This window comes from Armatimonadia bacterium (genome assembly GCA_039679385.1).
GTDB lineage: Bacteria > Armatimonadota > Zipacnadia > Zipacnadales > JABUFB01 > JAJFTQ01.
In genome coordinates, this window is sequence record JBDKVB010000053.1 from 74,741 (window position 1) to 88,585 (window position 13,845).

The 13,845-nt window shown below is 65.3% G+C and carries 12 protein-coding genes; 10 read left to right on the forward strand and 2 right to left on the reverse strand.

The features are described 5' to 3' along the window. Window positions 1–129 precede the first annotated feature (129 nt). From ABFE16_05870 to ABFE16_05915, 10 genes are all read left to right on the forward strand, one after another. Window positions 130–507, forward strand: a complete 378-nt coding sequence (locus tag ABFE16_05870) for a hypothetical protein (GenBank protein MEN6344814.1) — start codon at window positions 130–132, stop codon at window positions 505–507. A gap of 190 nt (window positions 508–697) precedes the next feature. Continuing rightward, window positions 698–1,630, forward strand: coding sequence for a TIM barrel protein (locus ABFE16_05875; protein MEN6344815.1), 933 nt, complete (start codon window positions 698–700; stop codon window positions 1,628–1,630). A gap of 109 nt (window positions 1,631–1,739) precedes the next feature. Continuing rightward, the gene (locus ABFE16_05880) at window positions 1,740–2,894 is read left to right on the forward strand and encodes a glycerate kinase (GenBank protein MEN6344816.1); all 1,155 of its coding nucleotides are present in this window, start codon (window positions 1,740–1,742) and stop codon (window positions 2,892–2,894) included. Window positions 2,895–2,970: 76 nt separating this feature from the next. Continuing rightward, the gene (locus ABFE16_05885) at window positions 2,971–3,807 is read left to right on the forward strand and encodes a sugar phosphate isomerase/epimerase (GenBank protein MEN6344817.1); all 837 of its coding nucleotides are present in this window, start codon (window positions 2,971–2,973) and stop codon (window positions 3,805–3,807) included. 110 nt (window positions 3,808–3,917) lie between these two features. Beyond that, window positions 3,918–4,292: a cyclophilin-like fold protein gene (locus tag ABFE16_05890; GenBank protein ID MEN6344818.1), complete on the forward strand. Its 375-nt coding sequence runs from the start codon at window positions 3,918–3,920 to the stop codon at window positions 4,290–4,292. Window positions 4,293–4,375: 83 nt separating this feature from the next. Continuing rightward, on the forward strand, window positions 4,376–5,905 hold the full coding sequence (gene xylB / locus ABFE16_05895; protein ID MEN6344819.1) for a xylulokinase: 1,530 nt from the start codon (window positions 4,376–4,378) through the stop codon (window positions 5,903–5,905). A 120-nt stretch (window positions 5,906–6,025) separates the two neighbouring features. Next, window positions 6,026–6,661 (forward strand): 50S ribosomal protein L25, encoded by a 636-nt coding sequence (locus tag ABFE16_05900; GenBank protein ID MEN6344820.1) that lies wholly within the window; start codon window positions 6,026–6,028, stop codon window positions 6,659–6,661. A gap of 81 nt (window positions 6,662–6,742) precedes the next feature. After that, window positions 6,743–7,342 carry an aminoacyl-tRNA hydrolase gene (pth, locus tag ABFE16_05905; protein MEN6344821.1) on the forward strand — a complete coding sequence of 200 codons (600 nt, stop codon included), beginning with the start codon at window positions 6,743–6,745 and terminating at the stop codon, window positions 7,340–7,342. Between the two features lie 176 nt (window positions 7,343–7,518). Then, window positions 7,519–8,082, forward strand: a complete 564-nt coding sequence (locus tag ABFE16_05910) for a hypothetical protein (protein ID MEN6344822.1) — start codon at window positions 7,519–7,521, stop codon at window positions 8,080–8,082. A gap of 31 nt (window positions 8,083–8,113) precedes the next feature. After that, complete coding sequence (locus tag ABFE16_05915; protein ID MEN6344823.1) at window positions 8,114–12,127, forward strand: hypothetical protein; 4,014 nt, start codon at window positions 8,114–8,116, stop codon at window positions 12,125–12,127. A 44-nt stretch (window positions 12,128–12,171) separates the two neighbouring features. Here the strand turns inward: ABFE16_05915 and ABFE16_05920 are convergent, their stop codons facing one another. Next, on the reverse strand, window positions 12,172–13,290 hold the full coding sequence (locus ABFE16_05920; protein MEN6344824.1) for a mandelate racemase/muconate lactonizing enzyme family protein: 1,119 nt from the start codon (window positions 13,288–13,290) through the stop codon (window positions 12,172–12,174). 81 nt (window positions 13,291–13,371) lie between these two features. Next, window positions 13,372–13,845, reverse strand: a 474-nt coding sequence (locus ABFE16_05925) for a TIM barrel protein (GenBank protein MEN6344825.1), incomplete at its 5' end; no start/stop codon positions are given.

Genomic DNA, 13,845 nt, shown 5'->3' on the forward strand with positions numbered 1-13,845 from the left:
CCGTGGACTCCGCGGCCGGCGTTTGTGTGTGCCGGTCGGGAGGGCATAGCGACCAGTGGGGGGAAGTACCGTGCTCGCGCCGGCCCTGTCAGGGTCACTCCGGGGATGCGACGAAGGTTGAGGAGCCCCATGGAACCACCCGAAGCTTGCCCCTTGCGCTACATATACAAGGGCCGCACTTTCTGCGCCATCGCCATCCGCGACCGTCGATACACCACCACCGAGGTCATGCCGGCAGCCTGCGACGAATGCCGTGCACAGACGCTCCTGCGCGAGATCGGTTGTGCGCATCTGAGCCTCGGTGTTGAGGTGGACATCTACGGTGGCACGCTCAGTGTGAACATTTTCTATGCCAGTTGCGAGCGGCTCCTGGAGCGCCTGACCGACTTCCGACGCTGTGGCGAGGACTGCCCCTGGTGGGCTCCGCTAGACGACGAGCGTGTCGAGGCCCTGCGCATGGAGGCCCTTGCCGGACTGAAGGAGAAGGAGAGCCGGCAACCCGACTGAGGCGACTGGTAAGCCGAGACGTGCCGGTTTGACTTCATTCCGGCAGGCTCGTATAATCCCTTCCAGCCGCGCGTGGGCCGCTCCAAAGGCTCCGCCCGCCTGCCCAGCTTCCATCTTCGCAGGGCTTTCCCTGCCTCTACCAACTGCCCTAGACTTGCCTGCTGAAAAAGCACCTACTGGAGGGCTTAACATGACCGAGTCATGGCGTCAGACAGTGGATCTGGGCCTCGTGCATTTCATGGCCTACCCAATCACCGCCGACGGCGGGCCGATCCTTGAGAGTGCGCGTGCCATCGCCAAGGACGACTTCTGGAATGTACTCGAGGTTCGCCGCTGCAACCAGCCTGGCGTTCACGCTGAGCTAAAAGCCATCGCCGACCAGGCCGGGCTGAAGCTTGGCGTCGGTGCGCAGCCGGACCTGCTCGGCGCGAAGCTAAGCCTCAACGATCCGGACGAGAATGGCCGGCGTGCGGCCATCGACACCGTCAAGAAGGCCATCGATGCTGCGTACGAACTCGATGCCCGCATCGTTGCCTGCCTCACCGGCAAGGACCCTGGAGAGGCCGACCGCGAGCGACAGCTCGACCTGCTGGTCGACTCCCTGACCCAGCTCTGCAAGTACTCCCAGGAGAAGGCCAGCGACTACGTCGCCTGGCTCTCGGTCGAGACCTTTGACTACGATGTTGACAAGGCCTGCCTCCTTGGGCCGACCGACCGGGCCGCCGACGTCATGACCCGCGTCAAGGGCAACGGCATCTCCAACATCGGTCTGACGATCGACCTGTCCCACCTCCCGATGCTGCGCGAGGACTACGCCGAGTGCATCAGCCTCGCCGGCGAGCACCTCATCCACGTGCACGTGGGCAACTGCGTCTGCGCCGACAAGGACCTCCCCGGCTATGGCGATCTGCACCCGCGCTTTGACTACCCGGGCGGCGAGAACGGCGTCGAGGAGCTGCGCAGGTTCCTGGAAGCCCTCACCTACGGCGGGTACTTCAAGGCCCAGGTCCCGACCGGTCGACCGATCGTGACCTTCGAAGTCAAGCCAATGCCCGGCGAGGACACTGAGATCATCCTTGCTCAGACCAAGCGCGTGTTCAAGCAGGCTTGGGCGATGCTCTAGGTCTCAGGCGGTGCGCCGAAGCTGGCAGAAGATGCGGGTGGAGACGTAGCTAGCTACGTCTCCACCCCTTTCCGCAGGGCCTTGAACTGACGCCCAGCAGGTGGTTTTCGTGAAAGTCGTGGTCGCTCCCGACTCTTTCAAAGGCAGCTTGACCGCTCACCAGGTGTGTGACGCGATCGCACAGGGCATCCGGGCCGCGGATCCCGAAGCGCAGGTCGTTCTGGTTCCGGTGGCCGACGGTGGGGAAGGTACGGTCCAGTCCCTGGTCGACGCCACGCAGGGACAGCTCGTCAAGGTGCAGGTCGAGGGTCCCCTTGGCGCTCCGGTGACAGCCGTTTTCGGCCTCCTGAGCGATGGCGAGACGGCGGTAATCGAGATGGCGGCCGCCTCCGGTCTGCCTCTTGTGCCCGTCGCCGACCGGAACCCGCTTCTGACCAGCACCTATGGCACCGGTGAGCTCATCAGGGCAGCACTGGACCGGGGCTGTCGTCGCCTGATCATCGGGATCGGAGGAAGCGCCACCAACGATGGTGGCGCAGGGATGGCCCAGGCACTGGGCGCGCAGTTCCTGGCCGCTGACGGTACGCCGCTGGGGCGGATGACCGGCGGCCGGCTGGCTGAGGTCGCACACATCGACTCCTCCAAGCTCGATCCTCGCTTGAAGGACGCGAGCCTTCGGGTGGCGTGTGATGTGGACAACCTGCTTTTCGGCCCGAAGGGGGCTGCACACGTGTACGGTCCCCAGAAGGGCGCTTCGCCGCAGATGGTGGAGACCCTCGATGCCGGGCTGGAGCACTACGCCGAGCGCCTGCGTTCGGACCTGGGAGCTGACGTCGCTCTCGTGCCCGGAGCCGGTGCCGCCGGAGGACTAGGCGCGGGACTGCTGGCCTTCTGCGGGGCGTCTCTGGAGCGCGGGGTTCAGATCGTACTGGACACTCTCGATCTTCCGGGGAAGGTCCAGGGCGCCGACCTTGTGATCACCGGCGAGGGGCGCGTCGACTTTCAGACGGCCTTCGGCAAGACCTGCAGCGGCGTCGCGCAGGTTGCTCGAGCTGCAGGCGTACCGGTCGTGGCCCTCGGTGGAAGCGTTGAGTTGGGCATCGGTGGGTTCGACGCGGTGCTCTCAATGGTGAACGAGCCGCTGGCCCTCGAAGCGGCCATGGAGCCGGAACGCGCCAGGGCGATGCTCGCTTTTGCGGCGGAGCAGGTTGTGCGGCTGGTGAGACTGGCACCGGCAGGGAACAAGCCACACGGGGGCGAATAGCCCCGCGTACGGTCGACACTCCGGGCGCGAGTTCTCGTGCCCCTTCATTTCTGACCACTCAGGGAGGCAGTTTGCCATGCAGGTCGGCATGCTCACCGCACCGTTCAGCCGCGATGACCTCGACACCGTCGTCAGTTTCGCCAAGTCCGCCGGCTTCGATGCCCTCGAGGTTCGGGTCGGTGCCGCACACTGCGACGTGATGGGCGACTTCGACGCCAAGAAGTTCGCAGCGACCATCCGCGACGCCGGGCTGGAGATCTCCAGTCTCGCCGCCTACGTCAACATCACTGCCGGCGACGAAGCCGAGCGCGCGAACAATCAGGCTATCGTTGAGGCCGCACTGAAGGTCTGCGCGAAGGTTGACATCCCCATCCTGTGCACTCTCGCAGGGCTGCCGCCGGCGGGCATGAAGAAGGAAGACTGCATCAAGCAGATCGCGGCGCCCTACTACAAGAAGCTGGCGAAGAAGGCCGCTGACAAGGGCATCAAGATCGCCATGGAGAACTGGTACGCGACCAACATCCAGCATCTCGGCCAGTGGGACCTCATCTTCGAGGAAGTCCCGAACGAGAACTTCGGCCTCAACTTCGACCCCTCGCATCTGTACTGGCAGGACATCGACTACCTGATGGCCGTTGAGCGGTACGCGTCGCGCATCTTCCATTCACATGCGAAGGACTGTGAGGTCGTGGGGCACAAGAGGGCCTTCGTGGGCAACCAGGCGGGTGGCTGGTGGCGCTATGTGATCCCCGGTTTCGGCGACCTCGACTGGGGCGTGTACTGCGCTCGGTTGCGGCGCAACGGGTTCAACGGTGTCCTGTCCATCGAGCATGAGGATGCCGCCCTGGGCCGCGAAGAGGGCTTTGAGCTTGGCTGCCGGTTCCTGCGGCAGTTTGCAGACGGCAGCAAGTAGGCCAGGCAGTATCACCAGACCGACCTGCGACCGGGCCTGCGGGCATGACTGCCGGCATCGGCCCGGCGCAGGCTTTGTGCCACCCCTCCATTTCAGGGAGGTCATGCAAGATGCCACGCATCAAGATCAGCGCCGGGAATGTCTCGGCGTTCGCAGACCTTACCGACGGCCCTACGGCGAAGCTGGTGTGGGAGGCGTTGCCGATCCAGGCCTCCGCAAGCACCTGGGGCGATGAGATCTACTTCAGCATTCCGGTCCATACAGGCACCGAGCCGGACGCCGAAGCCGAGCGTCAGGTCGGCGACATCGCCTACTGGCCGCCAGGAAACGCCTTCTGCATCTTCTTCGGGCGCACTCCGATGAGTGGCGGCGACCTGCCGGTGGCCGCGAGCCCGGTGAACACTCTCGGCACCGTCGAGGGCGACGCGAAGGTCTTCAAGGGCGTTCGCTCAGGCACGCGCATCACGATCGAGAAGGCCGAGTAAGCCTGGGCCTTCGGCGTGCTGCCGGCACACGGTGAACACTGTAGCCCTCTGAACCCGGTAATCCCTGGCGGGAGGACTCGGTCATGTCCTACCTAATCGGCATCGATGTCGGCACCTCCGGGACGAAGACCCTGCTCGTCGATGAGGCCGGGCATAGGGTCGCCAGTGCGACGGCTGAGTATCCGTTGTACATGCCGCGGCCGCTGTGGGCTGAGCAGGACCCTGCACACTGGTGGACGGCCACCGTTGAGACCATCCGCCGTGTCCTGGACGAGTCGGGTGTGAAGGGCAGCGAGGTCAAGGGCATCGGGCTCTCGGGGCAGATGCACGGCTCTGTGTTCCTGGACAACAGCAATGCGGTGATTCGCCCGGCTATCCTGTGGTGTGACCAGCGCACCGCAGCACAGTGCGAGGCGATCACTGAACGCGTCGGAGCGGAGGCAGTCGTCCGCGAGACCTGCAACCGCGTGCTCACCGGTTTCACGGCGCCCAAGATCCTCTGGCTCCAGCAGGAGGAGCCGGCGAACTACGAGCGTGTCCGCAAGGTCCTGCTGCCGAAGGACTACATCCGGTTCAGACTGACGGGTGAGTATGCCACGGAGGTCAGCGACGCCTCCGGCACGTCACTTCTGAACGTGCGGGAGCGGAACTGGTCGCAGGTGATGCTGGAGGCGATCGGCCTCTCGCGCGACATGCTCCCGACGGTGTACGAGTCGCCGGAGGTGAGTGGCCGAGTGGCCGAGCAGGTGGCTGAGATCACCGGCCTCGCGCCCGGCACTCCGGTGGTTGGTGGTGGGGGAGACCAGGCGGCCGGCGCCGTCGGCAATGGGATCGTCGAGCGCGGCATCGTCTCCTCGACCACTGGCACCTCTGGTGTGGTCTTCGCCCATCTTGACGAACCAGTGATGGATCCGCAACTGCGGACTCACACCTTCTGCCATGCAGTTCCGGGCAAGTGGCACGTGATGGGCGTCATGCTTTCCGCCGGAGGGTCTCTCCGCTGGCTGCGCGATGCGGTCTGCGCCGATGAGAAGGCTGTGGCGGCACTGACCGGCTGCGACCCCTACGAGTACATCACGGCGGCGGCCGCGCAGGCCCCCCTCGGGGCAGAAGGGCTCCTGTTCCTTCCGTACTTGACCGGCGAGAGGACGCCCTATCCGAATCCCAAGGCCCGGGGTGTGTTCTTCGGCCTGCACCTGCGCCATGACAAGCGGCACCTGGCACGCGCCGTCATGGAGGGCGTCGCCTTCGGCCTGCGCGACTGCTTCGAGGTTCTTACCGCCATGGGTGTGGAGATCACCCAGGTCAGGGCCTCTGGTGGTGGTGCTCGGAGCGCCCTGTGGCGGCAGATCCAGGCCGATGTGACCGGAAGGTCGCACTTCGCCCTCGCTGTCGATGAGGGGCCGGCTCTCGGAGTGGCGCTGCTCGCCGGAGTAGGGACCGGCGTGTGGGCCAATGTACCAGAGGCCTGCGCAGCGGCGCTCGAGATCCTTGACGAGCGCAGACCTTGCCCAGAAGCGACGGTTCGCTACAATAGTCACTACGCTCTGTACCAGAAGCTGTATGCACAGCTGACAGACTGCTTCGACGAGGTACAGGCGCTGCTCGAGTAACACCTGCTGGCTGTCCGGCAATTGGGCTTTACATCTTCCGCGTCTACGGGTAAAATGTCGCGGTTCGTCTTGTTGCCTGCCCTCTGACAGGCGCAGGTTGATCTGTGAGGAGGAGCAAGAATGGAGCAAATCGTTCTGCAAGCCTTACGGCGTGAGACAAAGGGGAAGGGCGCAGCGCGGCAGTCTCGCCGTGAAGGTCGCGTGCCCGGCGTAGTGTACGGGCTCGATATGCAGCCGCTGAATATCTCCGTGGTTGCCGACGACCTCGAGACCGTCGTGGGACGCCACGGCGCAAGCTCTGTCCTGGTCGACCTGCGCGTCGACGGTATCGAGCACGATGCGGCTCGCGCCGCACTCGTCAAGAATATCCAGCGCCATCCTGTGTCCCGCCAGGTGGAGAGCATCGACCTGCACTGGGTTTCCCTTGCCGAGGCCATCACCGTCACCGTATCCCTGGAGCTCGTGGGCACTTCGCCCGCCGAGACTTCCGGCGCCGTCATCGACCATGTGATCCGTGAGATCGAAGTCAGCTGCCGTCCGCTGCAGATCCCGCAGTCGCTGGTTGTGAGCATCGACGGTATGGAGATGCATGACACCCGCACGATTGCTGATCTCCAGCTTCCCGACGGCGTCACGACGGCCCTGGACCCCGACACGGTCATCGTCACCTGCACCCCGCCGACGCGCGAAGAAGAGCCGCGTGCCGAGGAAGCGGTTGAGGGCGAGATCCAGCAGGTCAGCGACACTGAAGGTTAGCCCGCACTCAGACGGTGGGATGGAGCGTGAGCGTGATGTACTCCCCGCGACTTCATCCGGTAAAGCACGCCCCATCCCACCGTGTCTGCGGTACTGCTTACCACCGGTAGCTATCCCCTCATGTATGCCATCGTCTGCCTGGGAAACCCTGGGTTCGAGTATGCCCGCACGCGTCACAACGTGGGGTTCATGGTCGCTGACTACCTGGCTTCTCGGCACAAGATCAACCTCGGCCGCAGTCGGATGCGCGCGCTCTTTGGGCGTGGCACCATGGCCGGGCAGGACGTCCTCGTGGTCAAGCCCCAGACCTTCATGAACGACAGTGGCGACGCCGCACAGCGGATCGTTCACTTCTTCAAGATCCCCCGGAGCAACTTTCTCACCGTCTACGACGACATCGCCCTCGAACTCGGTGCCCTGCGCCTGCGTCCCGGCGGCAGCGACGCGGGTCACAAGGGTATGCGGTCGCTGGCCACTCACCTGGGCACCCAGGACATCGCTCGCCTGCGGCTGGGTGTTGGAGCGCCGCCGTCTGGAGTCGACGCCCGCAACTGGGTGCTCTCCGATTTCCGCCCGGCGGAGCGCGAGAAGGTGGAGGACATGATCGCTCGCGCCGCCGAGGCTGTCGAGTGGTGGCTCCAAGAAGGCCTGGAGTCGACCATGAACAGGTTCAACGGTTAGCTTCCCCCAGGCCGGCAGGTCTGTACCTCTTGGCCGGCGAACAACCCCCGTGTCGTGCCCGTCGCGTTCCCACCATCTCTAATAGCTGCTGGTGCATCTGATTCCCAATGGCACGCGTTCCCGCACGCAGACCAACTGCTCAGAGGTCGGCACCGTCTCTCCTGGTGTCCCTGGCTGTGGTTCTCGGCGTCCTCGCGCTGGTCTGCGTGTTGACGGCCGCTGTGCTGTATGTGAAGGCCAAAGCGCGGCCACCACTTCCCGAGACTCCCGGCCAGAGCGCAAGCAGGCAGACCTACCACGTCCCCATCGCCCAGCAGTACCTTCAGATTCAGCAGGCTGCGATGTCCGGTGTGACACAGCCCGTGGCCCTCGACGCCGGGCCTGAGGACGTGCAGACCGCACTTGCGCCGCACCTGCGCCAGCGTGGTATCGAGGACCTGCGTGTGGCCATCACAGACAGACTGCTGGTCGCCCAGGGGCGCACTGTCGTCCACGACCAGGCGCTCTGGGTGACGGTCTACCTGCAGCCTACTGCGAACAACGGGCAGATCGCCCTCAGACTGGTCGATGGGGAGATTGGCTCCCTACCAATGCCGACTGCGGTCAGGAGCGAGGTCCAGCGCCAACTGGACCGCAATCTCGCGGGCCTGATCTCACCCGGTATCCCCATCCGTCTCGACGCAGTCAGCGTCGCCTCCGGGCGGCTCGTGATTCAGGGAACCGTCAACGCGCGACGCTGACAGCTCACCCCAGGAAGATCGGAGACCTTCTATGCGCAACTCACTGCCTCTGCTCGGGCTGCTGCTTGGCGTTCTGTCGGCCCCAACCTTGCAGTCTGCCACTCTGTGGCAGGACACCTTCCGCGAGCCCCTGCGCTACGAGCGATTGGGACCCGCCGTGTGGCGCATGGGTGACGGGCAAGCCGCCTTCCGCAGCGGCGACAGCGAATCGCGGCTTGTGACGCTTCTGCCTGACCTGCAGTCTGCAACGGTCGAGGCCGACGTGACCTTGCAGGAGCGCAGCGGGTCATCCTGGACCTACGGCGGCTTGTCGCTGTACCTGGAGACAGGGAACTCCTGGCAATTGCTGATGGTCGAGGGTCCGGATGGACGACGCTACTACGAGCTGATCGAGGAGTATGAAGGAGTGCGGCAGGCGCAGTCACAGCCAGGCACGACGCTGCTCGCAATGCGCGAGACAGGGGCCTTGAAGAGCTGGGACTACGGTCGGCGGTATCGCCTCACGCTTGAGATCAGCCCGGAGGGGATCCGCGGTGCGGTGACCGACCCGGCGACCGGCCAGTCCTGGGAGCGAGACCTCTCCTTCGCAGTCGGTCGCGCGCTGAAGAGCGGCCGTCCGGCGCTGATGGTCCGTGGAACCGCCGGTGTGTACACGTCGCTCACGGTCCGTGGCGACACCCAGTCCCAGGGCAACAGCGTCCGGGTTGAGCGTGGATCAGCGGGCAGTGCCGTCGTGATCCAGGACGAGCACAACACGATCGCGCCGCGGCTCGTGCAGATGCTCCAGGAGGGCGGCTTCGGGGTCATGAGCCTCGACTGGGAAGCAGTTGGTGCGCAGCGGATCACTCCCGGTGCGGTCGACCTGGTGGTGCTCGCCGATGCCCGCAGGCTGCCCTTGACGGCCCGCGACGCCGTCGTCAGCTACCTGCGCGCAGCCGGCAAGGTCCTGGCGATTGGTGCACCGGCGCTGTCCGAGTTGGTCGTGAAGACCCCTGAGGGGTGGGGCGATCAGGAGCAATGGTCGGAGGCCTTCGCCCGCCGGCTTCCGACGGAACCAATCACCCTGTCCCCTGACCCGTGGACCCGGAACACAGGCAACCCGGACGGATCGGCACGCATCGAGCTCGACGCCTCCCAGGGCCCGACCTGCTGGAAGGCAACGGTGGACCTGCTCTCGTGGGAGACCTTCTACGCCAACATCGAAGGAGCCTTTGGTGCGGACCGGCGCCTCTTCGTGTTCCAGGCCAAAGGTGACGCCGACACGCCGCAGCTCTCGGTGGAGTTCCGCGAGAAGGACGGGTCGCGCTGGATCGCCTCCGTGAACCTCACCACGAACTGGAAGACCTACGTCCTCGACCCGCGGGAGATTCCCTACTGGACTGACTCCACCTCAAAGGGCCGAGGTGGTCAGGGCGATTCCTTCCGGCCCGCCAACGTCTCCTCAGTGGCCGTCGGACTGTCAGCCAGTCACACGCCGCTCTCAAAGAAGGGTCCTCACACCTACTGGGTTCGCGGCCTGGCTACGGCGAGCGACCAGGACCTGCCCAAAGTGAGCTTCCAGGTGCCGGACCTCGAGCCCCTGTGCCCCTCCTACAAGCTCTACCCCATGGAGGGTGTGACCACGCTTCAGGCGGCACAGGAGCAAGGTGTGGTGGCTGCAGACCTGAAGACCAGCTGGGCTCACCCCTGCTACTCGCCCGTCTGGCGCGACCGTGGCAGAGGGCTGGAGCGCGACCGGCCCTGGCGCTGGATACCGATCCTGGAGGGTCTCGACGCCCGTGGACAGTCGCGTGGAGCCCTGGTGTCGCTGCTGATCGGCAACAACGCGCTGCCCAATGCGCTGGTCTCCAACGTGGCGGTGCAGGATCCCCAGGAGGCCCTTGGCGACGCTCTCAGGCCCACAGTGGTGGCGACAGCCCAGGCCATGGCCCGAGGGCTGTTCCTGCTCGAGGGCGGGACAGATCTGTTCTCGTACCGCGAGGGCGAGCCCGTCCTCCTGGGTGCGAAGGTGCTCAACACGAGTCGCGCGCCGCAGGACTGCGAGGTCCTGGCGACCGTGACGGACGCCGACGGCAAGGTCGTTGCAAGGCTGGATCAGAAGGTGCAGGTGGTGAGCTCCCAGGCGAAGGAGCTGTCCACCACCTGGCAGCCGCAGGTCTTCGACCGACGGGGCTACCAGGTGACGGTCGAGCTCCGACAGGAAGGTCGGCTGGTCGATCGCATCGCACACCGGATCGAGCCGCTGCGCACGGCGCCGGCGCGTCCCGAGGAGTTCGTGCGGGTAGAGGGCGACAACTTCACCCTCGCCGGCAAGCCGTGGTACTTCAAGGGCATCAACTACCGCCCGAACTGGTTCGCCGGTCAGCAGCTCGCGCCCTGGCTATCCCGCGAACGGTATGACCCGGAGGTCATCGAGCGCGACCTGACCTGGATGCAGTCGATCGGGATCAATGCCCTCACCGCGATCCAGGCGGTGCAGCCCTCCGATCCCACTGACCCGAAGCAGTACCGCGACCAACTCGACTTCCTGGACCGCTGCGAGCGCCATGGGATGAAGTGCTATGTGACGGTGCCCGGCGGACGCCCCTATGCCGGGGGCGATGCCGCCAAGGTGATCGACTATGTCCGCCGGTCGGGGCTGCAGAACCACCCGGCAGTCATGAGCTGGGAACTGGCCTGGGAGCCCATCGAGAGGCCGGAGGCCCTGGCGCGGATCGCGGAGGACTGGAACCAGTGGGTCGTGGAGCGCTATGGCTCCGTGGACAAGGCTGTGCGGGACTGGGGCTTCGACCCGCGACCGGAGGGCAAGGGTGCGCTGCCGGCCCCTGCCGCCGGTCAGTGCAGCAGCCATGGGGCCTGGGACCGTTACGTTGCAGCCTTCCGACGCGGGTTCAGCGACCTGATCAGCGCCCGCTACCGAGATATCGCAGAGCCGCTCCGGGCCTATGATCCCAACCACCTGGTCGCCTTCCGGGGCGGTGCCTGCGGGATTCCCGACGGCTATCACTTTGCCCACATACATAGCGTCGGTGTGGCCAAGCACATGGACTTCCTCAACCCGGAGGGCTACAACCTGCAGCAGGGCTGGAGCACCAGCACGCCACCCGACGAGGTGCGCAAGGGCGGTCTGGTGACCCTGTACTACCGCTTCGTGAGCCGCGAGAAGCCGGTGGTCTGGATGGAGTTCGGGTTCACCATCAACGGCTACCATCAGGTCTGGCGGCCGGAACTGGTCCACCTCAGCCCGCAGAAGCTGCAGTACCAGCGCACGGAGTTCGACAGCTTCTACAGCATGTTCATCGAGTCGGGAGCGCGCGGAGCAGCGCCCTGGTGGTTGCCGGGAGGCTTCCGCCTTGGTGAGAACAGCGACTTCGGCGTCCTGGAGCCCGATGGGAGCGAACGGCCGGTCTGCGAGGTCCTGCGAAGCTACCTGCCCCGGTTCGAGCAGGTGAAGCACGCCACTCCCGCGCGGATCCTGGACTTCGACCTCGAGCGCAACTACCCGGTGGCGTGGAAGACCTACGCACCCCTGTATCTCGACGCCGTGAAGGCGGGCGAGACCCCGTACCTGCGCACAGCGGGGACCGGCTCAGACTCCGCCAACTGCCCACTGACCGCCGTCGGCGGGGTACCCTACTCGGGCAGCAATCCGCCGGTGTTCCTCAACGCCGAGTTCAACCGACTGGAGGTCAAGGTCGGCCCAGGACCGTGGCGTGAGGTCACGAGTGGCGAGACGATCAGCGGGCCTGTCGGGGCTCGGGTCCTGTGCCGTGCCTCTCTCGGGAATCTGGGCGAGGCCAGGTGGCTGGCACCGTCGGCCGGAGTACAGCAGGGACGTGTGTTCCTTGCGGGTCGGCGCGACTACGGGCTGCAGTTCCAGGCGCCCATCGCGGCAGACACCGAGTACTTGGCAGACGGTACGGTGCCGGAGTTCGTGCTGATTGACTCCCTGCAGCAGGAGACGAAGGTGTCCCTTGAGATGCTCGCGCAGGGGAGAGCCTACTTCGGGGAGCGTCGCACGATCACCCTCAAGCCCGCGCCGTAACCCCGCCAACTCGGCCCTGACGATCCGGAGCCCTGGAGTGCGTCTCAGTACGCCTCCAGGGCTTTGAGTATGGCGGCGTCATGGGTGAGCCCGAGGCCCGGTCCGTTCGGGACCGCGACCTCTCCATTGAGGACCTGCATTGAGGGCTCGCAGGGCACGGGCCGGCCGACCTGCGCTGCGTTGTACTCGTGGTAGGGCCCCGCGTTTGGGATGCAGGGAACGAAGTGCAGCAGCGTTACCCAGTTGGCGTCAGACCGCGGGCTGTGAGGGGTCACCGGCATCCCGCTACCGGCGGCGAGTTCAGCCACTCGAAGGGTACGCAGGAATCCGCCGTCGTAGTCGAGGTCGGGCTGTAGAATGTCCACGACGTGATGGCTGACCATGTCCTTGAAGCGATACCACCCGGAGTCCTGCTCACCACCGGCGACAGGCACCCGCAGAGCCTGCGTGACGTGCTGAGTCTGGCTGTAGGCCTCCCAGGGGCAGGGCTCCTCGAACATAACCACGCCATAGTCCTCCAGCATCTGACCAATCGCCACGGCATGGGCCGCATCGTAGGAACCGTTGGCGTCGGCGTAGAGGGTGAAATCGTCGCCGAAGGTGCCTCGGGCGAGCTTGATCAGCTCCTCGCTTCGTCCGGGCGAAGCGTCGGCGTTGTCGCTCATGCGTCCGCCGATCTTCACTTTGACGGCGCGAGCCCCGGTCGCCGCCACGCGCTCCTCCAGCCACGCCACCTCCTCTAGTGGGGTCGTGTCGCGCCTCATGCTGGACAGGTACACGGGAACGGTGTCGCGTCGCTGGCCACCGAGGAGTTGCCAGACCGGCTTCCCGGCGATCCGACCCAGCAAGTCCATCACCGCGAAGTCGATCCAGCCGACGCAGCACCAGAAGGCGATCCCCGCGAGCTTGTAGTTGGACTGGTGGAGGTACACGCCCTCAACCAGATGCGCGAGGGAGCGTGCGTCCTTGCGGATGAAGTAGGGGGCCACCCGCTGCTGGAAGAGGGGGTAGAGGTAGTCGAGGCGCTCACTGGCCGGTGCGAGGCCCTCGGCTCCATCAGTCGAGCGCACCCGGACAAATCGGCTGCCCTTGCCGCGCAGGGCCTCAATCGACTCGAGGATGACGGGATCGGGAAGGTCGCTGAGCAGAGGATGCGAGGACATGGCAGGCCAGTCTCCTCACCTGAGACGGCAGAGCGACCTCCGAAAGCCGCTCTGCCGCCTTACATGTCACCGGTGTCAGTTCTACCCAAGCAGGAACGGGCTCAGGTACTTCTTGGAGAGCAGCAGCATCTTCTCGCGCAACGGAGCACGCGACCACTTCGGACCGTGTGGCTCGCAGGACAGGTAGCCACGGAAGTCGGCCTCGTACAGGAAGGCCATGACCTTTCCCCACTCGATGTCGCCCATGCCGGCAGCCGGCTGGGACACGAGTTCGTCATCCATGTACACGTGCTCTTTGATGTGCATGTAGCCGATCTTGTCGGAATGATCGCGCATGATCTTCAGGTAGTCATGCCCGCGGTGGCACCAGTTGGCCGGGTCGAACTTCATGTACACGTTCGGCAGGTGCTCCCAGACAGCTTCGTAAGCCTCGATCGTGGTGAAGAAGCTGTTGCCGTGGACCGCGTAGAACGCGGGGACGATCCCGAGCTTCTCGATCTTCTCGATGATCGGCGGGAAGACCTTGAGGAACTCCTCGACCTTCTGCTCCAGCGG